23 protein-coding genes and 1 tRNA gene are annotated in these 22,049 nt (G+C 65.2%); 8 read left to right on the top strand and 16 right to left on the bottom strand.

Translation table 11 applies throughout. The annotated features are described in order from the left end of the window. Positions 1-6 precede the first annotated feature (6 nt). The 3 genes from VGV58_RS18910 to VGV58_RS18900 form a co-directional block, all read right to left on the bottom strand. On the bottom strand, positions 7-1,011 hold the full coding sequence (locus VGV58_RS18910) for a trypsin-like serine peptidase (protein ID WP_326875573.1): 1,005 nt from the start codon (positions 1,009-1,011) through the stop codon (positions 7-9). A gap of 356 nt (positions 1,012-1,367) precedes the next feature. After that, entirely contained in the window at positions 1,368-3,353 is a 1,986-nt protein-coding gene (locus VGV58_RS18905) for a protein meaA (RefSeq protein WP_326875572.1), read from the bottom strand. A 114-nt stretch (positions 3,354-3,467) separates the two neighbouring features. Continuing rightward, the gene (locus VGV58_RS18900; protein ID WP_326875571.1) at positions 3,468-3,986 is read right to left on the bottom strand and encodes an Lrp/AsnC family transcriptional regulator; all 519 of its coding nucleotides are present in this window, start codon (positions 3,984-3,986) and stop codon (positions 3,468-3,470) included. 154 nt (positions 3,987-4,140) lie between these two features. Here VGV58_RS18900 and VGV58_RS18895 point away from each other — a divergent pair, with 154 nt between their 5' ends. Together VGV58_RS18895 and VGV58_RS18890 are read left to right on the top strand one after the other, a co-directional pair. Then, on the top strand, positions 4,141-5,385 hold the full coding sequence (locus VGV58_RS18895) for an aminotransferase-like domain-containing protein (protein WP_326875570.1): 1,245 nt from the start codon (positions 4,141-4,143) through the stop codon (positions 5,383-5,385). A gap of 32 nt (positions 5,386-5,417) precedes the next feature. Beyond that, a complete protein-coding gene (locus VGV58_RS18890) occupies positions 5,418-6,089 on the top strand; it encodes an RraA family protein (protein WP_326875569.1) in 672 nt (223 codons plus the stop codon). Positions 6,090-6,095: 6 nt separating this feature from the next. Here the strand turns inward: VGV58_RS18890 and VGV58_RS18885 are convergent, their stop codons facing one another. From VGV58_RS18885 to VGV58_RS18855, 7 genes are all read right to left on the bottom strand, one after another. Continuing rightward, complete coding sequence (locus VGV58_RS18885; RefSeq protein WP_326875568.1) at positions 6,096-6,788, bottom strand: SDR family NAD(P)-dependent oxidoreductase; 693 nt, start codon at positions 6,786-6,788, stop codon at positions 6,096-6,098. Between the two features lie 14 nt (positions 6,789-6,802). Further along, positions 6,803-8,116, bottom strand: a complete 1,314-nt coding sequence (locus VGV58_RS18880) for an MFS transporter (RefSeq protein ID WP_326875567.1) — start codon at positions 8,114-8,116, stop codon at positions 6,803-6,805. Between the two features lie 47 nt (positions 8,117-8,163). Further along, positions 8,164-8,562: a MarR family winged helix-turn-helix transcriptional regulator gene (locus VGV58_RS18875; RefSeq protein ID WP_326875566.1), complete on the bottom strand. Its 399-nt coding sequence runs from the start codon at positions 8,560-8,562 to the stop codon at positions 8,164-8,166. A gap of 204 nt (positions 8,563-8,766) precedes the next feature. Beyond that, a complete protein-coding gene (locus VGV58_RS18870) occupies positions 8,767-9,264 on the bottom strand; it encodes a DUF1178 family protein (protein WP_326875565.1) in 498 nt (165 codons plus the stop codon). Positions 9,265-9,332: 68 nt separating this feature from the next. Further along, positions 9,333-10,193, bottom strand: a complete 861-nt coding sequence (locus VGV58_RS18865; protein ID WP_326875564.1) for a carbon-nitrogen hydrolase family protein — start codon at positions 10,191-10,193, stop codon at positions 9,333-9,335. Between the two features lie 13 nt (positions 10,194-10,206). Next, positions 10,207-10,467: a glutaredoxin 3 gene (gene grxC / locus VGV58_RS18860; protein WP_326875563.1), complete on the bottom strand. Its 261-nt coding sequence runs from the start codon at positions 10,465-10,467 to the stop codon at positions 10,207-10,209. A gap of 45 nt (positions 10,468-10,512) precedes the next feature. Then, on the bottom strand, positions 10,513-11,313 hold the full coding sequence (locus VGV58_RS18855) for a ComF family protein (RefSeq protein ID WP_326875562.1): 801 nt from the start codon (positions 11,311-11,313) through the stop codon (positions 10,513-10,515). Positions 11,314-11,492: 179 nt separating this feature from the next. Here VGV58_RS18855 and VGV58_RS18850 point away from each other — a divergent pair, with 179 nt between their 5' ends. Together VGV58_RS18850 and VGV58_RS18845 are read left to right on the top strand one after the other, a co-directional pair. Then, entirely contained in the window at positions 11,493-12,611 is a 1,119-nt protein-coding gene (locus tag VGV58_RS18850; protein ID WP_326875561.1) for an alkene reductase, read from the top strand. Positions 12,612-12,730: 119 nt separating this feature from the next. Then, positions 12,731-12,805, top strand: a tRNA-Glu gene (locus VGV58_RS18845). Positions 12,806-13,214: 409 nt separating this feature from the next. Here VGV58_RS18845 and VGV58_RS18840 read toward each other — a convergent pair. The 3 genes from VGV58_RS18840 to VGV58_RS18830 all read right to left on the bottom strand — a co-directional run bounded on the left by VGV58_RS18840 (position 13,215) and on the right by VGV58_RS18830 (position 14,335). Then, positions 13,215-13,565, bottom strand: a complete 351-nt coding sequence (locus tag VGV58_RS18840; RefSeq protein WP_326875560.1) for a hypothetical protein — start codon at positions 13,563-13,565, stop codon at positions 13,215-13,217. A gap of 95 nt (positions 13,566-13,660) precedes the next feature. Beyond that, complete coding sequence (locus VGV58_RS18835) at positions 13,661-14,101, bottom strand: hypothetical protein (protein WP_326875559.1); 441 nt, start codon at positions 14,099-14,101, stop codon at positions 13,661-13,663. An 81-nt stretch (positions 14,102-14,182) separates the two neighbouring features. After that, positions 14,183-14,335 carry a hypothetical protein gene (locus VGV58_RS18830; RefSeq protein WP_326875558.1) on the bottom strand — a complete coding sequence of 51 codons (153 nt, stop codon included), beginning with the start codon at positions 14,333-14,335 and terminating at the stop codon, positions 14,183-14,185. Positions 14,336-14,653: 318 nt separating this feature from the next. On the opposite strand from VGV58_RS18830, the gene VGV58_RS18825 reads away from it, so the two are divergent. Next, positions 14,654-15,529: an alpha/beta fold hydrolase gene (locus VGV58_RS18825; RefSeq protein WP_326875557.1), complete on the top strand. Its 876-nt coding sequence runs from the start codon at positions 14,654-14,656 to the stop codon at positions 15,527-15,529. A 237-nt stretch (positions 15,530-15,766) separates the two neighbouring features. Here the strand turns inward: VGV58_RS18825 and VGV58_RS18820 are convergent, their stop codons facing one another. Continuing rightward, complete coding sequence (locus VGV58_RS18820; protein WP_326875556.1) at positions 15,767-16,885, bottom strand: redoxin family protein; 1,119 nt, start codon at positions 16,883-16,885, stop codon at positions 15,767-15,769. 274 nt (positions 16,886-17,159) lie between these two features. Between VGV58_RS18820 and VGV58_RS18815 the strand changes: the two genes are divergently transcribed. From VGV58_RS18815 to VGV58_RS18805, 3 genes are read left to right on the top strand one after another with little or no spacing between them, the layout of a single operon-like run. Continuing rightward, the gene (locus VGV58_RS18815) at positions 17,160-18,434 is read left to right on the top strand and encodes an epoxide hydrolase family protein (RefSeq protein ID WP_326875555.1); all 1,275 of its coding nucleotides are present in this window, start codon (positions 17,160-17,162) and stop codon (positions 18,432-18,434) included. A gap of 28 nt (positions 18,435-18,462) precedes the next feature. Next, a complete protein-coding gene (locus VGV58_RS18810) occupies positions 18,463-18,876 on the top strand; it encodes an organic hydroperoxide resistance protein (RefSeq protein WP_326875554.1) in 414 nt (137 codons plus the stop codon). A 23-nt stretch (positions 18,877-18,899) separates the two neighbouring features. Then, entirely contained in the window at positions 18,900-19,685 is a 786-nt protein-coding gene (locus tag VGV58_RS18805) for an alpha/beta fold hydrolase (protein WP_326875553.1), read from the top strand. Between the two features lie 244 nt (positions 19,686-19,929). Here VGV58_RS18805 and VGV58_RS18800 read toward each other — a convergent pair whose 3' ends face one another. Continuing rightward, positions 19,930-20,463 (bottom strand): cytochrome P460 family protein, encoded by a 534-nt coding sequence (locus VGV58_RS18800; protein ID WP_326875552.1) that lies wholly within the window; start codon positions 20,461-20,463, stop codon positions 19,930-19,932. A 58-nt stretch (positions 20,464-20,521) separates the two neighbouring features. Continuing rightward, positions 20,522-21,565, bottom strand: a complete 1,044-nt coding sequence (locus VGV58_RS18795; protein ID WP_326875551.1) for an alpha/beta fold hydrolase — start codon at positions 21,563-21,565, stop codon at positions 20,522-20,524. Between the last annotated feature and the right edge of the window lie 484 nt (positions 21,566-22,049).

The raw sequence follows: 22,049 nt of genomic DNA, 5'->3' as shown, positions 1-22,049 counted from the left end.
CCCGCTTCAGTTCTTCAGCAGCGAGTTCATCCCGTCGGTGTCGAGATTGTCGGAGCCGCGCAGGGTGCTGCGCTCGGTCGAGCTCGGCTGGTCGTCCTGCCCGCCGCCCGAGGCGACCGAACCGCCGCCATCCGCAGCCGGGGCCTGTCCGCCCGCTCCCGCCATCTTGCGCAGCAGCGGGCTGGCCTGGAGCAGCGCGGTCATGCTGGTCGCGGTGTTGTAGCTGTTCGGGTCGTTGGGGGCGAGGCCGCCCTGCTTGTGCAAGGCGATACCGGCATTGCTGGCATTGTAGAGCAGCGAGCCGGACGAGCCGCCGAGCGTATCGCAGCGATGGCGCAGTTCGGCCGCGTCACCCTGCTGGCGCGTCGCCATGCAGCGGAAGCGGCTCATCACCTTCGGGCGGCCGGCCGGGTGGTGGATCACCATCAGTGAAGGCGCGCCGCCGGACGGCGTCGCCGCGAGCTTGACCGAGCCATAGGTCGCGGTCGGATTGCCCTTCGCCTTGGTGATGGCGTAGTCGAGGTTGGCGTTGAACTCGACCGGCTTGGGGTCGAGCTCGAAGACCTTGGCCCCCTTGCCGTCCTGCGTCAGGAAATCCATGACGATGATGGCGCGCACCGGCGTCATCTCGCCGCTCTGCGGCAGGCAGTGGTGGTTGGTGAGGACATAGTCGCCCGGCAGCAGCTCGCCGGTGCAATGGGCGCCGGACTGCTTGCCCGTCTTGTTGTCCTTCAGGAGGATGTCGAGGCGCCCGATGGGCTTGGCCATCTTGGCGAGCGGATCGCGCTGATCGAGCTCCGCGATCGGCTCGAAGGCGCCCTTGTTGTTCTCGATCTGGGTGGCGGCGTCGCCGGTGCTCTGGCGCCGCGGCATGCTGATCTTGCCGAAATCGCTGGGGTCGAAGCCCATTGTCTGGGCCGCGGCGGGTCCCGCCAGGGCAAGGCCCATGGCGCCGATGAAGGCGGCGCGGATGTTGGTCCCGGTCAAATTGGTCTGCAGCCATGCGGGCATGCGCTCATTCCTCTCCTCAGCGAATCCCTTGCGGCCCTGCCGGCTGCCGCCATTCAACCCGATCGACGCCAGGACTATGGCGACAATCGAGCGGTTTCGGGACGATAATCATCCGCACGCGCTTGGGGAAGCCTGAGCTCTTTTCGCGCCTGCGGAGAGCTGGGGAATGTGGCTCGCGTGATACGAGTCGTCCCGGGCGACCCATCGGGTCCGATCTTCGGTCGGCCCGAAGGCAGGCTCCGGAGACCCGGGACCCATTCCGGAACCTCGATCGGAAAGGCTCAGGAATGGATCCCGGATCGGCGCGGCTATCGCCGTTTGTCCGGGATGACAATGATTGAGTGGCGAACCAGCCCTCAGCCCTTCTTCGCCGCCAGCCCGGCGACATCGCCGATGATGCCGTCGAGGGCGAAGTCCTTCGGCGTGTAGACCCGGGCGACGCCCATATTGCGGAGCGCGTTCTCGTCATCGGGGGGAATGATGCCTCCGACCACGACGGGAACATCCATTCCGGCGACGCGCAGGCGCGCGGTGACGTCGCGAACCAGCGGCAAATGCGAGCCGGAGAGGATGGAGAGCCCGATGATGTCGGCGTCCGTCTCCTTGGCCTGCGTCACGATCTCCTCGGGCGTCTGGCGGATGCCGCCATAGGAGACCTGCATGCCGGCGTCGCGGGCGCGCACGGCGATCTGCTCGGCGCCGTTCGAGTGGCCGTCGAGGCCGGGCTTGCCGACGAGGAAGCGCGGCGGCCGGCCGAGTCGCTCGGTCGCCTTGGCGACGGCGGCCTTGACCGTGGCGAGGCCGGCATCGTCGCCGAGCTTGGTGGTGTCGACGCCGGTCGGGGCGCGATACTCGCCGAAGATCTCGCGCAGGGTCTGGGCCCATTCGCCGGTGGTGACGCCGGCCTTGGCGCAGGCGATCGAGGCCGGCATGACGTTGCGGTCCTCCTTGGCCGCGCTGGCGAGCTCGGTGAGCGCGGCCTCGACTGCCTTGCCGTCGCGCGCGGCGCGCCAGGCTTTCAGCCGGCCGACCGCCTCGATCTCGACCGAATCCGGAACGGTCACGACGGCGCCGTCGCCGGCCGAAAGCGGGGAGGGCTCGCTGGTGGTGAACTTGTTGACGCCGACGACGACCTGCTCGCCGCGCTCGATCGCCTCGATGCGCCGGGCGCCATTCTCGACCAGCGCCATCTTCATGTAGCCACTCTCGACCGCGGCGAGCGCGCCGCCCATCGCGTCGATCTTGGCCAGTTCCTCCAGCGCAGCGGCCTTCAGCGCCTCGACCTTGGCGTCGATTTCTTTGGAGCCATCGAAGATGTCGCCGAATTCGAGCAGATCGGTCTCATAGGCCAGCACCTGCTGCATGCGCAGCGACCATTGCTGGTCGAAGGGGCGCGGCAGGCCGAGCGCCTCGTTCCAGGCCGGCAATTGCACGGCGCGGGCGCGCGCCTTCTTCGAGAGGGTCACCGCCAGCATCTCGATCAGGATGCGGTAGACATTGTTCTCGGCCTGCGGCTCGGTCAGCCCCAGCGAGTTGACCTGGACACCATAGCGGAAGCGGCGGTGCTGCTCCTCCAGCACGCTGAAGCGCTTCAGCGTGATCTCGTCCCAGAGATCGACGAAAGCCCGCATCTTGCAGAGCTCGGTGACGAAGCGCATGCCGGCATTGACGAAGAAGGAGATGCGGCCGACGACGCTGCCGAACTCCTCCGGCGCAACCTCCGGCCGGGCCCTGATCGACTCCAGCAGGGCGATCGCGGTCGCCAAGGCGAAGGAGAGCTCCTGCACCGGTGAGGCGCCGGCCTCCTGCAGATGATAGGAACAGACGTTCGTCGGGTTCCATTTCGGCAGCTCGCGCGCCGTGAACACGACGATGTCGGTGGTCAGTCGCATCGAGGGGCGCGGCGGGAAGACATAGGTTCCGCGCGACAGGTATTCCTTGACGAGGTCGTTCTGGGTCGTGCCCTGCAAGGCGGCGCGGTCGGCGCCCTGCTCGTCGGCGGTGGCGATGTAGAGCGAGAGCAGCCAGGCCGCCGTCGCGTTGATCGTCATCGACGTGTTCATCTGCGCCAGCGGAATCTGGTCGAACAGGGCCCGCATGTCGCCGAGATGGGTGATGGGCACGCCGACCTTGCCGACCTCGCCGCGCGAGAGCACATGGTCGGGGTCGTAGCCGGTCTGGGTCGGCAGGTCGAAGGCGACGGAGAGACCGGTCTGGCCCTTGGCGAGATTGGTCCGGTAGAGCTTGTTCGATTCTGACGCGTCGGAATGGCCGGCATAGGTCCGGAAAATCCAGGGCTTGTCGCGCTGGACCTGATTCCGAAGCGGATCGATCGCGTTCATGCTCGCTCCCTGCCGTGCCGTCTTGCTGTGCTCGTGCAATCTCGATTGTTGCACTGCAGCGAAGATAACGCCAGTGGGCCGCGGAAGTCGTGTGCGACCTTCGGATGAGCCGTTTCAGACCCGATCTGCGGGGAGGTCGGCCCCGCGGGGCCGGGCTTTCCGGCCTGGGACTGGGACGTTCAACAGCCGGTTCGCGCTCTGCGTCTCCAGGATGACCATGGTCGAGGTCTCGGCGACGCAGGGGATCGCCTGCAGGGCTTCCCTGATGAAACTGCGCAGCGCCTCGATGTCCTTGACCCAGACGCGCAGGAGATAATCGACATTGCCGGTGACCAGCAGGCATTCGGTGATCTCTGGTTGAGCGCGGATCGCGGTCATGAACTGCTCGGCGGCGTCAGGGCTCTGCTTGGCGAGCTTGACGCTGACCATCACGCAGATGCTGAAGCCGAGCGCCGCCGGGCTGATCTTTGCCGCATAGCCTTCGATGACGCCGGCCTCCTCCAGTCGCTTGATGCGGCGGGCGCACGGCGTCGGCGAGAGGCCGACCGCCTCGGCGAGGTCGAGGTTGGAGATGCGGCCGTTCTGCTGCAGCGTGGCCAGGATCTTCCGGTCGATGCGATCCAAATCGATCATGAGCGAATTTCACTCCTGAAATTTCGCCTGAAGGTGATAAATCGCGCCGATCCTGTAAAGCAGTCTATCATTGCACGGATGTCTCGCGCCTGACCTGCTACATACTCGCGTCAGGGCGATGGTTTCCGCTCGAAGGAACAACGGTGCAGGCGTCATGGTGACATCGAATGCGCGGCGGCCGGGAGAGCGACCCGCCCTGGCGAGCTGGCTCTCGACCGGCAACAGCATCACCCAGCAGTTCATGGCGATCGGCGGGCGGCCCGAGGTGGTCAGCCTCGCCGGCGGCTTGCCGGCCTCCGAGATCTACCCGGTCGAGGCGATCGGCGCGGCGCAGGAACGGGCGCTGACGCGCTGGGGCACGCAGATCCTGGAATACGGCGCGATCGAGGGCCTGCCGGCGCTGCGGGCGGCGATCGCCGAGCGCTTCAGCGCCACGACAGGGCGTCGCTTCGGGCTGGAGAACGTGCTGCTGACGACCGGTGCGATGCAGGGACTCGACCTCGTCGGCAAGGCGCTGGTCGATCCCGGCGAGCTGATCCTCTCGCAATTCCCGACCTATCTCGGCGCGCTCGACGCCTGGCGCCCGCGCATGCCGCGTTATGAGAGGCTCGACTGGAGCTTGCAGGCGCCCGGCCACGATGCGGCCCTGCGCCAGGCCAAGTTCGTCTATGCCGTGCCGAACTATTCCAACCCGACCGGCGTGCTGGTCTCGCAGGATGAGCGCGCGGCTCTGCTCGACAAGGTCGAGGCGGCAGGGACCTGGCTGCTTGAGGACGACCCCTATCTGCCGCTGCAATTCGACGGGCCGGCCGGGCCGAGCCTTCTCGCCCATCATGCGCAGCGCCATCCCAACGGCGCCTATGCCGGGCCGGTGATCTATCTCGGCACGTTGTCGAAGAGCCTGGCGCCAGGCCTGCGCGTCGGCTGGGTCGTGGCCGAGGCTTCGCTGATCTCGACGCTGGCGCTGGCCAAGCAGTCGACCGACATCGCCTCCAGCCTGCTGACGCAGGCGATCGCGCTGGAGATGATCGAGAGCGATTTCGAGGCGCAGCACATCCCGAAGATCGTAGCGACCTATCGTGAGCGTCGCGATGCGCTCTGCGCTGCCGCGGCCGCGCATCTCTCCGACTGGTTCGAGTGGGAGGTGCCGCCGGGCGGCATGTTCGTCTGGATGCGCGCCAAGGACGAGGCGATCGACACCGATGCGCTCTATTCCCATGCGCTGGCAGAGAATGTCGCCTTCGTGCCGTCGAGCGTGTTCGACCCTTCGGGCGCCTTGAAGAGCGCGATGCGGGTCAATTTCACGCGTTCGCCGCCGGAGGTGCTGGTCGAGGGCGTGCGCCGGCTCGAACGGGCGGTACGCCGCCTGCTCGCCGAGCGGCCCGGCCGGGCGGCCTGAATCAACAAGCCATAAGAACCGAGGAAACGCCGATGCCGACCCGTCTCGCCACGCCCGCCCATCCACGCCTGCCGCAAGCCCTGATCGACGCCTGGCAGGCGGTGCCGAGCTCGGTGATCGCCGATCAGCTCGGCGGCACCGGCCATGCCGATCCGGCGATCCGGCCGATACGACCCTTCGCGCCGGGCAAGCGCCTGGTCGGCCAGGCGATCACCGCCTGGTGCGAGCCGGCCGATTACGGGCCGGTGCACCATGCGATCAGCATTGCCGAGCGCGGCGACGTCATCGTGGTCGCGGCTGGCGGGCGCAAGGATGCGGCGATGATCGGCGACCTGCTCGGTGGTGCGGCCCGGCGCAAGGGCATTGCCGGCGTCGTCGTCGACGGCGCGGTGCGCGATGTCGGGCCAGTGTCGCAATGGCCGGACTTCGTCTTCTTCTCGCGCTGGGTCATGCCGCGCGGCCCCTCCTCGATGGAGCGCGGCATCGTCAACGGGCCTATCGTCTTCGGCGGCGTCGCCGTGCAGCCGCATGACCTCGTCGTCGGCGACGATGACGGCCTCGTCTTCGTGCCGCATGCGCTGGTCGAGGCCAAGCTCGCGCCCTGCCTGGCGCGAGTGAAGGCGGAGGCCGAATGGGAGGTGCTGCTCGCCGGCGGCGCCTCGACGGTCGAAACCTTCAAGGTGCCACCGATGGAGAAGCTCTGAACGAGGTCAGAAGCTCTCGACCCAGGGCCTGAGCTCGACCTCGAGCGACCAGGCGCTGCGCGGCTGCCTGAGTACATCGAGATAGCTCTGGGCGATGGCATCCGGATCGAGCGTGTTGTCGTTCGCATCGGGATGGCGGGTGCTGCGCACGACGCCGTCGATGACGAAATGCGCGACATGGATGCCCTTCGGCCCGAGTTCGCGCGCGGCGCTCTGGGCAAGGCCGCGCAAGGCGAACTTGCCCATGGCGAAGGGCGCCGACAGCGCAAACCCCTTGATGCCGGCGGTGGCGCCGGTGAGCAGGATCGCGCCGCGTCCATGCGGCAGCATCCGCTTCGCCGCCTGCTGCGTGACCAGGAACGCGCCATAGGCGGTGACGGCGAGCGCCTGCGCGACAGCAGCTGGATCGAGCTCGGCGATCGGCCCGCGCAGGCGGCCGCTGGCGTTGTAGACGACGATATCGGGTTCGCCGATCCCGTCGTCTGCCGCTTCGAATAAGCTAGCTACCGCGGCCGGATCGGAGGCATCGACCTGGAAGGTTGTGGCCCCGGTCTCGGCCGCGAGCGCGGCGAGTTTTTCCGTGTTGCGGGCGGCGAGGCCGACCTTGACGCCTTGTGCTGCCAGGGCACGCGCAACCGAGGCGCTGATGCCGGAGCCGGCGCCGACGATCAGGGCGCTGCGATAGGGCAGGGAGGTCATCGCGAGGTCTCCGTTCAGGCGGCGGCGGGAATGGGCTTGGCCTCGCCGCCGCGCATCATGATGCAGAAGCCGGCGGCGAAGAGGCAGAGCGCGCCGGCGATGAAGAAGGCCGGCAGGTAGCTGTCATAGACGGTGCGGCTGAAGCCGGCGCCATAGGCGGCGAAGGCGGCGCCGAGCTGGTGGCCGGTGAAGACCCAGCCGAAGACCAATGTCGCCTTCTCACCGAAGCGGTCGGCGGCGATCTTGATCGTCGGCGGCACGGTCGCGACCCAGTCGAGCCCATAGAAGATCGCGAAGATCGAAAGGCCGTAGAAGGAGAAGTCGGTGAAGGGCAGGAACAGCAGCGAGAGCCCGCGCAGGCCGTAATACCAGAACAGCAGCCAGCGGCTGTCATAGCGGTCCGAGAGCCAGCCGGAGCCGACGGTGCCGAGGAAGTCGAAGATGCCGATCACCGCGAGTACGCTCGCTGCCGTCACCGCCGCCATGCCGTAGTCGCCGCAGAGCGAGACGAAATGGGTCTGCACCAGCCCGTTGGTGCTGGCGCCGCAGACGAAGAAGGTACCGAACAGGATCCAGAAGGTGCTGGTCTTCGCCGCATCGCGCAGCGCGACGAGTGGCGAGGCGAGCATCGCCCCGAGGCTGGCAGCTTGAGCCGGGGCCGGCACGATCTGCGTTGCGCCATAGGGGGCGAGGCCGACATCGACCGGCCGATCGCGCATTAGAGCGAGGATGCCGATCGCCGCGAGCGCGATCATGCCGAGCACGAAGGTCATGGCGGCGCGCCAGCCGACCTGCTCGGTCAGGGCCGCGAGCAAGGGCAGGAAGACGAGCTGGCCGGTCGCGGTGCTGGCGGTGAGCAGGCCGACGACGAGGCCGCGGCGCTGCACGAACCAGCGCGTTGCGACGGTGGCGCCGAGCACCATGGCGGTCAGGCCCGTGCCGAAGCCGAGCACGAAGCCCCAGAGCAGCACCAGCTGCCAGAGCTGCGTCATGAAGAAGGAGCCGATGATGCTCGCCGCGATCAGGCTGAGCGCCACGAGGGCGACGGGTCGGACGCCGAAGCGGTTCATGAAGGCGGCGGCAAAGGGCGCCATCAGCCCGAACAACAGCAGCCGGACTGCCAGCGCCGAGGAGATCTCGGAGGTCGCCCAGCCGAATTCCTTCTGCAGCGGCAGGAGCAGCACGCCCGGCGCGCCGACGGCGCCGGCGGTGACCAGCATGGTGAGGAAGGTCACCGCCGCCACGGCCCAGCCATAATGGATGCCGCGACGGGCGAAGGCGGCGGCGAGGCCGATGGGCTGTGGTTGGTCTGCGAGGTCTGTCGGCATGGGGCGTTCCTTATTTACGGGTATATGCCCGTATCTGTTTCAGAAAATCAGAGTGAATCGAGGGCGGAGTGGAGCTGACGCATGAATTCGACGCCGAGGCGGTCGTCGAGGGCTTTCTGGGCGCCGTCCCAGAGAGGAGCGCCGTCTTCCAGAACCTTGTGTCCGGCCCCGGTCAGCGCGACGGTGGCCTCGCGCTGATCCTTGCCGCGGCCGAGTTCGACCAGACCCATCTTCTCGAGCACGCGGACATTGCGGCCGATAGTCGAGCGGTCGAGCTCGACCCGGCGGCCGAGCGCAGTCAGCGTCACCGGCTCGACGCGGGCGATCGAGCGCATCAGGCTGAACTGCGCGATATTGACCCCGACCGGAGCGATCGTCTCGTCATAAAAGGCGATCATCCGGCGCGAGGCCGAGCGCAGCGTCGTGCAGATGCAGGGAACCGACATAGGTGCGGGTATATGCCCGCGATGTGGGGAATGCAAGAGGATTGGGAAGAGAGGCGATGCACCTTCCTAAGTCATCCCGGACAAGCCGCGAAGCGGCGCCGATCCGGGATCCATGCCTGAACCTTCATCGGATAGGTTCCGGAATGGATCCCGGGTCTTCCTTCGGTCGCCCGGGATGACCAATCCTGGTGATGGAACAGGGTGCTAGTTCCGCCCTTCCGGCAGGCGCGGCAGCGGCAGGAACTCGACGCCTTCCTCATGCAGCATCTGGGCGTCCTCAGCGGAGGCTTCGCCATAAATGGCGCGGTTCTCGGTCTCGCCGTGATGGATCTTCAGCGCCTCCTCGGCGAAGCGCTTGCCGACCGGCTCGGCGTTGGCGGCGACATGCTCGTGCAGTGCGGTCAGCATGGCACGGAACGCCATCTCCTTCTCGCCCATCAGCGCGGCCGGCTGGGGAGCGGGGGCAGGGGAGGGAACGGGTGCGGGCGATGGTGCCGAGGCCTCAGGCGCAGGTTCCGCCGGTCGCGGGCCACGATCCGTCCGGGCCACGGCGGGGGCCATCACCGCGCGCTCGACCTTGGCGCTGTCACAGACCGGGCAGGTGACGAAGCCGCGCTTCGCCTGCTCGTCGAAGCTGGAGGAACTCGCGAACCAGCTCTCGAACTCGTGGGCGTTGTCGCAGATCAGGGTGTAACGGATCATGTCTACTCAAAAGGCCTGCCGGAACGGCTGCAGATAGGGGCGCGGCCGTTCCGCGACAAGTTTCGCGCTCACTCCGCCGCGTCGAGCCGCAGTTCGCCCTTGCGGGTCTCGACCGCGAAGGAGCGGGTGTGGCGCAGGGTCGGGATGCGCTGGCGAGCGTCAGCGACCAAGGCAAGGTCGATCTCGGCCATGATCAGCCCGGGCTCGTTGCCGGCCTCGGCCAGCACGCGGCCCCAGGGATCGACGATGATCGAGTGGCCATAGCTCTCGCGGCCGTCCTCATGCAGGCCGCCCTGAGCCGCCGACATCATGAAGGCGCCGTTCTCGATGGCGCGCGCCCGCTGCAGCACCTGCCAATGCGCTTCGCCGGTCTGGCGGGTGAAGCAGGCCGGCGCGGTCAGCATGAAGGCGCCGGCCTCGGCCTCGGCGCGATAAAGATAAGGGAAGCGGACATCGTAGCAGATCGACATCCCGACCAGCCCCCAGGGCGTCTCGACCAGGGTCGCCCGGTCGCCGCCAGTGAAGGTGTTGGATTCGCGCCAGGTCTCGCCATTGGGCAGATCGACGTCGAAGAGATGGATTTTGTCGTAGCGCGCGACGATCTCACCGGCGGGATCAATCATATAGGCGCGATTGGCGATCTTCTCGCCGGCCCTGACCGAGAGCGAGCCGATCTGCAGCCACACCTTGGTTTCGTGCGCCACCTGCCGCAGCCCGGCCAACACCTCATGCTGGTCCTCGCTCTGACTGGTCTCGCGCAGGACCTTGGTGTCGCGCTCGCAGAGATTGGTGACCTCCGGCGTCTGGACGAAGTTCGCGCCGGCGGCCGCAGCCTCGCGGATCAAGCGGACCGCGTCGTCGCGGTTGCGCAGGGGATCGCGCGTCGAACGCATCTGGACGCAGGCGGCGGTGAAGCGTGGCGCGGTCATCGGCTGATCTCCTTCAGGCGGCCTTCAGCAGCGGGTCGAGCTCGCCGCGGGCATCGAGCGCGTGCAGATCGTCGGAGCCGCCGACATGGCGCCCGCCGATGAAGATCTGCGGCACGCTCGTGCGCCCGCCGGCCTTGGCCGTCATCTCCTGGCGCAGCTCCGGCTTGCCATCGACGCCGATCTCCTCGAAGGCGACGCCCTTCCTGGTCAGCAGCGCCTTGGCGGCATGGCAATAGGGGCACCAGCCCGTGGTGTAGATCGTGACCTGCGGCATTAGCCTATCCCGAAAGAATGCTTCGCCTGGCAATATAGGGAGCCGTCACGCTTCCGTCACGACCCGGGCGAAGGTCAGTACGTCAACGGCGCTCGCCCCGCCGCGCAGCAAGGCGCGCGAAGCGGCGTTGACAGTCGAACCGGTGGTCAGGACATCGTCGACAAGCAGGATGCGCCGTCCCTCGACCAGCGGGCGCATGGCTGGCAGGACCCTGAAGGCACCTTGCAGGTTGTCGGCTCGCTGGGCCTTGGTCAGTCCGACCTGCTGTCTCGTGCGCTTGACGCGGGCGAGTGCCTGCGGCGCAGCTGGCAGGCCCGATTGCCGGGCGATCGCCGCCGCCAGCGCCGCCGCCTGGTTGAAGCGCCGCGTCCACAGGCGGAAGCGGTGCAGCGGCACCGGCACGACGAGATCGGCCTCGGCGATCAGCTCGCGGCCGGCCTGCGCCGTCATCCGCCCGAGCATCAGGGCGAGCTCGGTGCGGTCGCCATATTTCAGCCGGTGCACCAGTTCGCGCGCGGTGCCGTCGAAGCGGCAGGCGGCGCGGGCCCTAGCGAAGACCGGCGGATCGGCGATCGCCGCCGGCGAGATCAGCCCCGGGCCGAGATCGACCTCGAAGGGCGTGCCGAGCCGCTCGCAATAGGGCCGCTCGATCAGCCCGAGCCCGGCCCAGCATTGGGCGCACAGGCCCTGCGCCTCGCTCGTGGCAGCCCGGCAGCCGACGCATGCGGGCGGATAGACGAGGCCAACGGCACTGCCGATGCCTGTTCGCAGCCAGCTGCGCCCACGCTGCAGCCAGCGCGTGGAGAGGGTTTTTCCGGTCTGTTCGGGATTTTCGGAAAGGCTCATGCGCGATGGAGGCCGCAAGGAGAGTGTCTTCGCTTTCTCGCGAGCAGGGCAGGGCAGCCCCTGCCATTCCCTGCCATCTCACCTATCTTGCTTGCGACGGCCCCGGCCCGCCTCACGGTGACCGGCGCCATGGATGCCTCCTGCGGCCTTAGCGCCGCTTCGCGACAAGGATCGCCACGATGAGTCATGCCTCCCCCGCCAAGCTGTTCACGCCGTTCCGCCTCGGCGATCTCGAGTTGAAGAACCGCGTCGTGATGGCGCCTTTGACCCGCAATCGCAGCAACAAGCACGATGATGCGCCGAACGCGCTCAATGTCGAGTATTACCGCCAGCGTGCCGGTGCCGGGCTGATCATCACCGAAGGGACGCAGATCTCGCAGCAGGGCCAGGGCTATATCTGGACGCCCGGCATATACAGCGAGCTACAGGTCGCCGGCTGGAAAGCCGTGACCGATGCGGTTCACGAGCAGGGCGGCGTGATCTTCGCGCAGATTTGGCATGTGGGCCGTGTCAGCCATGTCTCGCTGCAGCCGGGCAACCAGCCGCCGGTCGCGCCCTCGGCGCTGCAGGCTAAGACCAAGACCTATATCGAGAGCGGCTTCGCCGAGGTATCCGAGCCGCGCGCGCTCCGGCTCGACGAGATTGCCGGCATTGTCGCCGATTATGTCCGCGCCGCGCAGAACGCCAAGGCCGCAGGCTTCGACGGCATCGAACTGCATGGCGCCCATGGCTACCTGCTCGACCAGTTCCTGCGCGACGGCTCGAACCAGCGTCAGGACGCCTATGGCGGCTCGATCGAAAACCGCGTCCGCCTGACGCTGGAGGTGGTCGACGCGGTGAGCAAGGTGTTCCCAAAGGAACGAGTCGGCATCCGCATCTCGCCGGTGAGCCCGGCCAACGATGTCCGCGATTCCGACCCGCAGGCACTGTTCGGCCATCTCGTCGGCGAACTCGACAAGCGCGGCATCGCCTTCATCCACGTCGTCGAGGGCGCGACGCGCGATGCGCGCGACTACCTGCCTTTCGACTATCTGGCCCTGCGCAAGTCCTTCCGCGGCGCCTACATCGCCAATAACGGCTTTACCCGCGAACTCGCGATCGAGACGGTGGAGAAGGGCGAAGCCGATCTCATCGCCTTCGGCCGGCTGTTCATCGCCAATCCCGACCTGCCGGAGCGGCTGAAGCTGGACGCCCCGCTCAACACGCCGGATGTCGCGACCTTCTATGGCGGCGACGCCAGGGGCTACACCGACTATCCGGCGCTGGTTCCGGCGCAGGGCGTGCAAGCGGCGGAGTAGGGGTAGGGCGATCATCTGCGGACGAGGTCTTTGCTCGTCCGCAGGTTTTTCGTCTTCGACTGCACGGAAGGGCTTGCGGCGCGGGCCGGTGCCGATTATACGGACGGCCTTGCCGCGCTGCTCCCATCGTCTAGCGGTCAGGACGTCGCCCTCTCACGGCGAAAACTGGGGTTCGATTCCCCATGGGAGCGCCATTCGGTTTTTGCGGTCTCCGTAACTCTTTGATTTTTATCCCTGATTTTCGGCGATTTCGCCGGTTTGGGGAGATTGGCGCGTTTTGGTTTGGGCTGCCTGTTCTCCGTCTGGTCCTCCAGTCTGCTGATTGCGGCGGCAGCTAATCCCGTCTAGGCGTTGCGCTCAATCGTGCGCCGCCACAACGGCCTCGTCATCGCGCCAGGACGGGCGCTCCGCCCGCGAGCTGGTCAGGACCGCGTCATGGCCCTCCAGGCGGGCCGTGAAGGCCTCGTAGGCTTCCTGATCACTGGCGTAGCGTCGACCGTAGTAAGGTCGCCTGCGGGAGTGCGCAGAATACGGATGGCATGATGAGCGCATCTCCGGATAGTATCGCTGCCACGCAGGTCAACGACGCGGCAGCGGTCCGGCTCAGCCCTCGATGATCGAAAATTTTCGCAGCACGACCTTGTCACCTGCTGTCTCGAAGGTTGCCCGACCGCGTAAGCCCTCGGCGGCGTAGGTGAATTCGATCTCGGTTGTGTCCTTGCCCGACTTAACGAAATTGACGGTTAGAACGCCAGCGCCTTTAGCGTCTCCCTCGCGAATTTCGACCGGAACGTTGAATTTGTTTAGCGAAATGCCGTCTCCGACTTTAACTCCCTTGAGTGCGATTATCAGGGGCTTGCGTTCAGGGCGGACGTCCACATGGTAGTATTTTTCAAGTTCAGAATTGTTTATCAAGGTGTTAAGAATTTTTTCAATACTTTTATCTTGTGCCATCACTGGTCCTCCTCCGAATTTAAAAATGATAATTATTAAGGATGATGCCATAAGGCATCTGGCGATACTTATTCCTATACGAAGTATTTTAGGCATCACCAATACCTATTGATGTCTTTTCCATAGGCCGCTATTTCAAATTTTTTACCCTCTTCATCTGGCTGATCGATGCCGTCTTTGAAATCTCCCCAATGCACCATCTCATGCAATATCGTGGATTCTATCAGAATGTGCATTCTCTTATCTTTGGCGTCCTTGGCTGAATTCTCAAATTTATCACAGATTTCGTTCGAAATGAAAACGGTGTCCTTGAATGTTTCTCCTTCGAATTGGCCATTTGAACCTGGCATAAATCGATAGTCTATTGTTGGTGTGTTCCCTAGCGTCAAAGCTGCGCTGCCAACTGTCTTGTTTAACTCTGAATATTTAAGAAATGACTTGTAAATCTTGGCTTTGTTTTTTACTTTTGGCAAATTTTCGCTAATCCATTTTGCCAAATTTGGATAGTTCCTTGTCATTTGAGTTGAAATTATCATCTCTCACTCCTGACCAGATGTAGCGCGGATTGAAGTATCCGCCAGATGCTATGGAGGGCTTTGCGAGGGTTTCGCGCTAATCTACCTAGCGAGGGCGATCTCGATCGTCCGCGGAATGCCGGGCTTGATGTTGAGCGATGACAAGGGCTTCGGCTCAATCACCTCGGCCAAGATGGGCATAGAGAGCGCGGCAAAACACCAGCCACGCGCAGCGACCTTGATTGCGTTGATCACTCGTATTCCCCGCCAACTTGGTCATCAACTGGGCAATCATAATCCAAACCGAACCGGCAGAGGAGGAGGGACGCGGCGAAGGGAGGCATCCCGTGGCCGGAATTCCTGCCGAGCCCGTGGTGCAAATGTGGATTGGTGATGGCCGTCGAACAGGCGCTCACAGCATCTAACTGGTGTTGAGGCTGCGGTGGCGGCACCGTCTGTCGACTGGTTCTTCGACGGACGCTCGGATGCCGGCGCCTCGACAGGCGAACGCACATCAGCAGCCGCACGGAAGTCCAGCGTTGCGAAGCAGCCAACCAGCTTGGGAAAAACGTCATGGATATGCCAGCGGCGCTATCGTCGGGACACCACACTGTTTTCGTCGGGGGGCTCAAACAATCGTACTTCGTCGCGGGACGAGGCCCAGTATGCGTGGTCCATGCCGGAGGCCCCGGGGCCACCTGGAACTACCTGCGGATGCCACTCCTCGAGGATCAACTGACGATGATCTATCTGGAGCCTGTCGGCACTGGCGCGTCCGATCGTTTAGCTGAACACCCGATGGGATACAGCGTCGAACGTTACAGCGAACAACTGCGAGGATTCCTGGTCGCCCTTGGCTTGAGAGATGTGCATCTGCTTGGTCATTCGCATGGCGGCTTCGTCGTGCAGCACTGTGCGCTCTCCGATCCGGATCGAATTGCAGGCCTCATCCTATATGACACATCGGCTGTGACCGGCCCCGGGTTCCTTGAGCAAGCGGACGCGAATGTCCGTTCGTTCGCAGCCCGCCATCGCGGCGACGAAAGAGCAGAAGCCGTCCTGAAGGCTTGGGAAGCCGTCCCGTCGATCAGCGATGACGCAAGTTATACGCAGACAATGCGAGCTTTGCTGCCTGCCTATTTTGCTGATCCCTATAGTCCGAGCCTCCCGCTGGCTGCCATGCAGGAGGAGATGCACTTTACCTTCGTTGTCGGGGACCGCCTGCCGTTCGACGTTCGAGATGCACTGGCCGACCTTGACCTGCCGACACTTGTCATCGTCGGGGAGGCTGACTTCATCTGCGGGCCTTATTGGGCGCGGACATTGACGACGGCCATCCCCAATTCCGATCTGCTCTTCTTATCCGAATGCGGCCACCTGGCTCATGTCGAGAAGGCCGAAGTCTTCGCAGGAGCCGTCATCAGCTTTGTCCAGCGCAACAGCCGCTAATAAAGCACTTTCGAGCGAGACGGGCACCGGTTCGCGTAAATAAAATGCGATTGAACAAGGATGTAGAGCAGCCCCGCGCTTCATGTAGTTGCGGGGCGGCTCCAGAACAGCTGAAGAACGAGCATTCCGAATACGATGGCCGTGTTTGTGCTGGATGTTACGCAATCCGAAGACGCTGCTGCATTGTTCTGGATTAGTGTTCCGGTAAAGCGACGCGCTTTCGAACGCGCGACGGTTTCAACCAAATGTGAATGCGTAGGCGCGGACTTCAGGTCGCGCAAACTCGATGGTGACGGTGCGGTCCACGATCTCGTCTGATTGCCGCACCAGTTGGTAGAGCCGGTCTTCCTTTACCGCTCCCCAGCCGTCGGCATCCACATCTGCGCCGTGATCGTTCCCCGGAGCGCTGCCGTCGATTGTCACCCGGAACCGGATCGGCTCGCCATCTGCCGCCCCGCCCAGGACCAGGTGCATGTCGCGTGCTTGAAAGCGGAACCGGATCGAGCCGCCGCTTTGGTCGAGAGTGGTGAACTCGCGTCCGACAGTCCAGGAGCCGGAGAGGTCCCAGCGATTCAACATCAGTTCCGAAGCTGGACCATAGTCGCGAGATGCATCCGGGGAAAACCCGCCGGGGGAGGAGAAGCCCTCGCCCTTGCCGTATGAGACATACGATTCGGGGGATCGAAGATGGGCCCAGTCCGCCTCGGCCTCGATCCCGGTGCCGATAATGGGGGCAGTCTCAACTGTCGAAAGGTCCTGCCCCGCTTCCGTCAGAAGCTCCCGGATGAACTGTTCCGCTTCGGCATATTTCCCTTCGCCGACACGGTAGCCGCGCATGCGCCCCTGAGCGTCGATGAAATAGAATCCCGGCCAGCCCTCGTTGGAGAATTGTTGCCAGACGGCATAGTTGTTGTCCTGGAGATTTGGATAGGAGACGCCAAGCTGCCTCGCGGCGAGCCGCACCTTCGCAGGGTCATGCTCGAACTGAAATTCGGGTGCGTGAACGCCCACCACGGTCAGCCCCTTGCTCCCATAACGCTCGTTCCATGTGCGCAGGTACGGCAACGCGCGCAGCGAATTGATGCACGAGTACGTCCAGAAATTGACGACGACGACCCGGCCGCGGAGTGCCTGCGGGCCACCTGGAACACCGGAGAGCCAGAGCCCGGCACTTTGAAGCGCCGGTATCGGGTTGGAGGTCGCGCCGATCGGAGCGGAGGAAATGGCCCCGACGCGGAGCGGAGCGGAGCCGAAGCCCGGACCGATGATGGCGCCGGTCACGCCGGCCACAGCCGCCGCGCCTGCGGCCAAGAGCACGGCAGTGGCAAATCTTCGGGAGTGGGTTGGTGCCAGCATGATCTGTGCCTCTTCGCGCGGACGTCTCTGCGCGCGGACGTCTCTCTCCAGACCTGAAGGCCGGGCACAACGGTTTCACGTTATGGTGCGGCGATCCCTGTTAGTTGATGACAGCACGAGCTGATCATCGGCCGCCTGCGGCCTTGCCGGGTGCGGGATATTGCCCGGGCATGGTGAGGCGCTAACGCGTCATCATCGAAGCTAACGAGCGTCGCGCAGCCGCCTCTCTACGTTCGGATCGACCAATTCGGATCCCCGTTCAAGGAGAAGGCAAGTGCTTGAAGATGTCTCGACCTCGCGTCGCCGGTTTCTGGTGGGCGCAGCGCTTGCCGGGGCCGCAAGTGCGCTCCCCTCCGCTGCAGGCGCTCAGACTGCCGCCAGCAGCGCGATCAGGCCGTTCAAGGTCGCGGTTCCGGAGGCGGACATCGCTGCGATGAAGCGCCGCATCACCGAAACCCGCTGGGCGGATATGGAGCCGGCTCCCGACGACAATCAGGGGGTTCGCCGCCAAACGATCGAGCCGCTGCTTCGCTATTGGGCAACCGACTATGACTGGCGCAAGGTCGAGGCCAAGCTCAATGCGCTGCCGATGTTCCTGACCGAGATCGACGGGCTGGACATCCACTTCATCCATGTCCGCTCACGCCACGAGAACGCACTGCCGATGGTCCTGACCCATGGCTGGCCGGGTTCGGTGCTGGAATTCCTCAAGGCCATCGACCCGCTGACGAATCCGACCGCGCATGGCGGCACAGCCGACGATGCGTTCCATCTGGTCATCCCCTCGATCCCGGGCTTCGGCTTTTCGGCGAAGCCGACGAAGCTGGGTTGGGGATCGGATCATATCGGGCGCGCCTGGTCGGTCCTGATGCGCCGCCTGGGCTACGAGACCTATGTCAGCCAGGGCGGCGACTGCGGCTCCGTGATCTCCCAGCGCATGGCGCTCCAGCACGTGCCGGGGCTGCGCGCCATTCACCTGAACATGCCCGCGGTGGTGCCCGCCGAGATCGCCAAGGTCCTGGCGGCCGGCGACCCGGCTCCCGCCACGCTGTCCGCCAAGGAGCGTGGCGCGTTCGATCAGCTCGAAGCGTTCTATCGGGACAATTCCGCCTACGCCGCGATGATGAACACCCGGCCCCAGACCATCGGCTATTCGCTGGTCGACTCGCCGGCCGGGATGGCGGCCTGGATGTACGAGAAGATCGCCCAGTGGACCTATAGCGGCGGCCAGCCCGAGCGTGTCCTGACCCGCGACGAGATCGTCGATGACATCGCGCTGTACTGGCTGACCGGCACCGGTGCCTCCGCCGCCCGGATCTACTGGGAGGACCACACCAACAACTTCAATGCGCGCGGCCTCATCGACTTGCCTGTCGCCGTCAGCGTGTTCCCCGGCGAGATCTTCCGCGCGCCGAAGAGCTGGGCGGAACGCTGCTACAAGAACCTCGTCTACTTCAACGAGGCGAGCAATGGCGGCCATTTCGCCGCCTGGGAACAGCCGCAGATCTTCGCGCAGGAAGTGCGCGCCGCCTTCCGCGCGTTCCGCTGATCGACCCCCCACCCGTAGGAGAAGAACCATGTCCGATACCAAGACCCTGTACACCGCCAATGTCCATGTCGTCGGCGGCCGCGAAGGCAGCGCCCGCAGCTCGGATGGCCGCCTCGACATCAAGCTCGCACCGCCCGGCAGCCGTGGCGAAGGCTCCAACCCCGAGCAGCTCTTCGCGGCCGGCTGGTCAGCCTGCTTCGAAGGAGCGATGGCGATCGCGGCCAAGTCGAAGGGTGTGATCCTGCCGGCTAGCGTCGCCATCGATGCCGAGGTCGAGCTGCGGCATGGGGATGAAGGCTATTCGCTCGCCGCGCGCCTGAACGTCAGCGTTCCCGGCGTCGATCCTGCAGTCGCGCGCCAGATCATCGAGGCAGCGCACCGGACCTGCCCGTATTCCAAGGCAATCAAAGGCAATATCGACGCCGTCGTCGCGCTCGTCTGAGCCGCCTTCGAGAGGAGATCGACATGAACAGATTCATCGCTGGCGGGCTGGTGCTCGCGGCTCACCTTGTCGCGCCGATGGCGCAGGCGCAGCCGGCCCGGCCGGCCAAGCCGACGGTCGTGCTCGTCCACGGAGCATTCGCGGACTCGTCGAGCTGGAACGGCGTGATCAGCATCCTCCAGCGGGGCGGCTACAGGGTCGTCGCGGCCGCGAATCCGCTCCGCGGCGTCCGCGCCGATGCCGATGCCGTCGCCGGCGTCGTGAAGGGCATCGAGGGCCCGGTGGTTCTGGTGGGCCACTCCTATGGCGGCTCCGTCATCAGTGAGGCGGCAGAGGGGCGCTCCAACGTGAAGGCACTCGTCTATGTCGCCGCCTTCGCGCCAGAGGCCGGCGAGACCGCGCTCGGATTGACCGGCAAGTTCCCAGGAAGCACGCTCGGCGGCGCGCTCGCTCCGCCGGTCAAGCTGACCTCGGGCGGGAACGACCTCTATATCGAGCAATCGCGTTTCCCGCAGCAGTTCGCCGCGGACGTGCCTGCATCCCAGGCGCGTCTCATGGCTGCCGGCCAGCGGCCGATCGCCGAAGCTGCACTGACGGAAGCCTCGACGGCACCGGCCTGGAAGAGCGTGCCGTCCTGGTTCATCTACGGCTCACAGGACAAGAACATCCCGCCCGCCGCACTGGGCTTCATGGCCGAACGCGCCAAGTCGCGCCAGACGGTGGAGGTCAAGGGCGCATCGCATGTCGTGATGGTTTCGCATGCGCCCGCCGTGGCCACGCTGATCGAGAAGGCGGCGGCCGCACGCTGAGCCGAAGCCGCTCCATGGGGGCATCCCCGGAGCATGACGAGAAACTGCGGCCGGGTACGCTGTTGTGCGTAGCCGGCCGCAACCCGTTTGCAGCTCCTGCAATGAGCTTGCTGCCGAGCTGCTGCGAGGACGATGTTTTAAGCACGGTGAACGAAAGAAGGGCCAGGCCGCGTGTTTCGCGGGCTGGCCCTTGCCGTTTCAGGAAACGCGCCTGGGGGAGCGGCCCGAGACCGCCCAACCGGCGTCAATGCGAGTAATGGGTGAAGACGTAGTCCGCCTTGGCCTCGAGCTTCTCCAGCTTGGCATGGCAGGCGAAGCAGGACTGCACGGCAGCGACATTCTTCGTCGGCAGGCCGTTCTCGAACTGGCCGTAGCCCCAGCCGGCGGTCCCGGCATAGCGCTTGGAATCCTTCACGCTGATCTGGACGTTCGTCGGCGGGCCCGCCACGAATGACTGCGGAGCCGGAAAGACGGTGTCGTTGCGCGGGGACGACTCGTAACGCCAGGCCAGCCGGGCGATGATCGCACCGTCCGGAAACGGCCGGATATTCTCCCGATAGGCCTTGATCGCGATCTCGTTGCCGAGGATGGCGCGGATATCGTTGTTCTGCCCGTTCTCCTGGGCGACGCTGACCAGCTTCCAGTCGCGGTAGCCCTCCGGAAGCTTCACGCCGTAGACCGGCGCTGCCTGGTCGTCGGGAGCCTGGGCCGAGACATAGGCCGAGACGCCCACTGAGACCGTGATGACGGCGAAGGCGCAGGCGATCGTTTTCTTCATGCAACTCTCCTTGGGCAGCTCTCGACGCGCACGGCATGGGCTGCGCGCGCCGGACGCCTCATCCTGCCAGCTTGTCGACGTCGAGGACCGCCTGGGCGAAGGCTGCAGGGGCTTCCTGCGGCAGGTTGTGGCCGATTCCGCCGGTGATCAGCCGATGCTCGTAAGCTGCCGTGAACTTCGCCCGATAAGCCGCCGGGTCGGGATGGGGGGCACCATTCGCATCGCCCTCCATCGTGATCGACGGGATCGTGACCGGAGGAGCGCCGGCCAGCTTGGCCTCGAACCCGTCATATTGGCTCTCGCCCTGCGCGAGCCCCAGCCGCCAGCGGTAGTTGTGGATGACGATGGCGACATGGTCGGGGTTCACGAAGGACGTCGCCGAGCGTTCGAACGTGGCGTCGTCGAACTTCCACTGCGGAGAAGCGAGCTGCCAGATCAGGCGGTTGAAGGTGTTGGTGTTGGCGGCATAGCCGGCCTTGCCGCGTTCGGTCGCGAAATAGAACTGATACCACCATTGCAGCTCCGCGCTTGGCGGCAGGGGCTTGGCGTTGCCGGCCTGGCTGCCGATCAGGTAGCCGCTGACCGAGACAAGCGCCTTGCAGCGCTCGGGCCACTGGACAGCCATGATGTTGGCGGTTCGCGCCCCCCAGTCGAAGCCTGCGACGATGGCCTTCTGGATGCCGAGGGCGTCCATGAGTGCGATCCCGTCGGCCGCCAGCGCCGCCTGCTGCGCATTGCGCGGCGTCGCCGCGGAGCGGAAGACGGTCGAACCGTGGCCGCGCAGATGCGGGATGATGACACGATAGCCCTTGTCGGCGAGACGCGGCGCGACCTCGGTGAAGGCGTGAATGTCGTAGGGCCAGCCGTGGAACAGCAGGATCGGCGCGCCGGTAGCCGGCCCCATCTCGGCATAGCCGATGCTGAGAACGCCGGCGTCCACCTGCTTGATCGGCCCGAGCGAACCGGCGGCGCGCGGCGGTGTCGACGGCGAGGCAGTCGTCTGCGCCGAGGCGCTGCCAGCCACGAGAGCGGCTGCCGCGGCGGCTGCGAGCCGGACGAATTCGCGACGTTGGGGATCGGTGGCGACGGATCCTTCGCTCATGACTGCTCTCCTTCGCAAGGTAATCGGGACAGCAAACCGATACGCCTCGCGCCGCGCCCGCGCCCGTTAATTGCTGTGATGTCGTGCAAGCGTCGCACCGACAGCCTGTCCCGATCGCTGCATGCCGAAGCCGACGAAAGTATGCCGGCCTCATGCTTGTGTTCGTATTCGGTTCGCTCATGTGGTCCTGGCCCTGCTTTTGCGCGGAACCCGGTGATGTCGCCACGACGAGGAGAACCTTGAGAACGAGGACCGGGTCGTCTCTATTGCCTTCCTCGTCAGGCTCAGGGCTTCCTTCGACGACCGATGCGGAACCCGCACACCGAGATCGGGCTGCACGCCAGAGGTCGCAGGCTCGGGCGATCGGCCCTGTTATTTCTTGAAAGGATCGCGCCGACGGCCGAACAGCGACCGCTTGGATGATCTACCCTTCTACTCGGCCTCGCGCCGTGACCGGAGTTCGCTGCCTTCCATGTCACACCGC

Origin of the sequence: Allobosea sp. (assembly GCF_035944895.1) — a bacterium.
Taxonomy (GTDB): Bacteria; Pseudomonadota; Alphaproteobacteria; order Rhizobiales; family Beijerinckiaceae; genus Allobosea.
This window is presented reverse-complemented; position numbering and strand designations above follow the sequence as displayed.

What these genes read in the sequence shown, in the direction of transcription:
- VGV58_RS18910 (WP_326875573.1), bottom strand. Translation starts at nt 1,011, where the DNA reads ATGCCCGCATGGCTGCAGACCAATTTGACCGGGACCAACATCCGCGCC.
- VGV58_RS18905 (WP_326875572.1), bottom strand. Translation starts at nt 3,353, where the DNA reads ATGAACGCGATCGATCCGCTTCGGAATCAGGTCCAGCGCGACAAGCCC.
- VGV58_RS18900 (WP_326875571.1), bottom strand. Translation starts at nt 3,986, where the DNA reads ATGATCGATTTGGATCGCATCGACCGGAAGATCCTGGCCACGCTGCAG.
- VGV58_RS18895 (WP_326875570.1), top strand. Translation starts at nt 4,141, where the DNA reads ATGGTGACATCGAATGCGCGGCGGCCGGGAGAGCGACCCGCCCTGGCG.
- VGV58_RS18890 (WP_326875569.1), top strand. Translation starts at nt 5,418, where the DNA reads ATGCCGACCCGTCTCGCCACGCCCGCCCATCCACGCCTGCCGCAAGCC.
- VGV58_RS18885 (WP_326875568.1), bottom strand. Translation starts at nt 6,788, where the DNA reads ATGACCTCCCTGCCCTATCGCAGCGCCCTGATCGTCGGCGCCGGCTCC.
- VGV58_RS18880 (WP_326875567.1), bottom strand. Translation starts at nt 8,116, where the DNA reads ATGCCGACAGACCTCGCAGACCAACCACAGCCCATCGGCCTCGCCGCC.
- VGV58_RS18875 (WP_326875566.1), bottom strand. Translation starts at nt 8,562, where the DNA reads ATGTCGGTTCCCTGCATCTGCACGACGCTGCGCTCGGCCTCGCGCCGG.
- VGV58_RS18870 (WP_326875565.1), bottom strand. Translation starts at nt 9,264, where the DNA reads ATGATCCGTTACACCCTGATCTGCGACAACGCCCACGAGTTCGAGAGC.
- VGV58_RS18865 (WP_326875564.1), bottom strand. Translation starts at nt 10,193, where the DNA reads ATGACCGCGCCACGCTTCACCGCCGCCTGCGTCCAGATGCGTTCGACG.
- grxC (WP_326875563.1), bottom strand. Translation starts at nt 10,467, where the DNA reads ATGCCGCAGGTCACGATCTACACCACGGGCTGGTGCCCCTATTGCCAT.
- VGV58_RS18855 (WP_326875562.1), bottom strand. Translation starts at nt 11,313, where the DNA reads ATGAGCCTTTCCGAAAATCCCGAACAGACCGGAAAAACCCTCTCCACG.
- VGV58_RS18850 (WP_326875561.1), top strand. Translation starts at nt 11,493, where the DNA reads ATGAGTCATGCCTCCCCCGCCAAGCTGTTCACGCCGTTCCGCCTCGGC.
- VGV58_RS18840 (WP_326875560.1), bottom strand. Translation starts at nt 13,565, where the DNA reads ATGGCACAAGATAAAAGTATTGAAAAAATTCTTAACACCTTGATAAAC.
- VGV58_RS18835 (WP_326875559.1), bottom strand. Translation starts at nt 14,101, where the DNA reads ATGATAATTTCAACTCAAATGACAAGGAACTATCCAAATTTGGCAAAA.
- VGV58_RS18825 (WP_326875557.1), top strand. Translation starts at nt 14,654, where the DNA reads ATGGATATGCCAGCGGCGCTATCGTCGGGACACCACACTGTTTTCGTC.
- VGV58_RS18820 (WP_326875556.1), bottom strand. Translation starts at nt 16,885, where the DNA reads ATGCTGGCACCAACCCACTCCCGAAGATTTGCCACTGCCGTGCTCTTG.
- VGV58_RS18810 (WP_326875554.1), top strand. Translation starts at nt 18,463, where the DNA reads ATGTCCGATACCAAGACCCTGTACACCGCCAATGTCCATGTCGTCGGC.
- VGV58_RS18805 (WP_326875553.1), top strand. Translation starts at nt 18,900, where the DNA reads ATGAACAGATTCATCGCTGGCGGGCTGGTGCTCGCGGCTCACCTTGTC.
- VGV58_RS18800 (WP_326875552.1), bottom strand. Translation starts at nt 20,463, where the DNA reads ATGAAGAAAACGATCGCCTGCGCCTTCGCCGTCATCACGGTCTCAGTG.
- VGV58_RS18795 (WP_326875551.1), bottom strand. Translation starts at nt 21,565, where the DNA reads ATGAGCGAAGGATCCGTCGCCACCGATCCCCAACGTCGCGAATTCGTC.